Annotated in this window: 1 protein-coding gene; it reads left to right on the top strand. The window is 66.2% G+C overall.

The genetic code is table 11. The features are described 5' to 3' along the window. Positions 1–666, top strand: a 666-nt coding sequence (locus AC5RWD_RS23165) for a lipoyl synthase (RefSeq protein WP_494022262.1), incomplete at both ends; no start/stop codon positions are given.

The following is a 666-nucleotide window of genomic DNA, read 5'->3' as shown; positions in this document are numbered from 1 at the left end:
CAGGCCATGGCCCTGCGCTACGCCACCGTCACCGGCGTCGCCCGTGACGACCTCGAGGACGAAGGCGTCTGGCTCTACGCCGAAACGGTCCGCAAGATCCACGAACTGAACCCCGGCACCGGCGTCGAACTCCTTATCCCGGACTTCTCCGGCAAACCCGAACACATCGCCGCGATCTGCGACTCCAAACCCGAAGTGTTCGCCCACAACGTCGAAACCGTGCCACGGATCTTCAAGCGGATCCGGCCCGCGTTCCGCTACGAACGCTCCCTGGACGTCATCACCCAGGGCCGGAACCTGGGCATGGTCACCAAGTCCAACCTCATCCTGGGCATGGGCGAAACCCGCGAGGAAATCTCCGAAGCCCTCCGCGACCTCCACCAGGCCGGCTGCGACCTGATCACCATCACCCAGTACCTGCGCCCCTCCGAACGCCACCTCCCCGTGGACCGCTGGGTCAAGCCGCAGGAATTCGTGGACCTGCAGCACGAAGCCGAAGAGATCGGCTTCCTCGGCGTCATGTCCGGCCCCCTGGTCCGCTCCTCCTACCGCGCCGGCCGGCTCTGGGCCACCGCCATGCGCAAAAAAGGCTGGGAAATCCCCGCCGAACTCGCCCACATCGAATCCTCCGGCTCCACCCGCCAGGAAGCCAGCACCCTGCTCGCG

This window comes from Arthrobacter sp. CMU6 (assembly GCF_059090205.1).
This window is presented reverse-complemented; position numbering and strand designations above follow the sequence as displayed.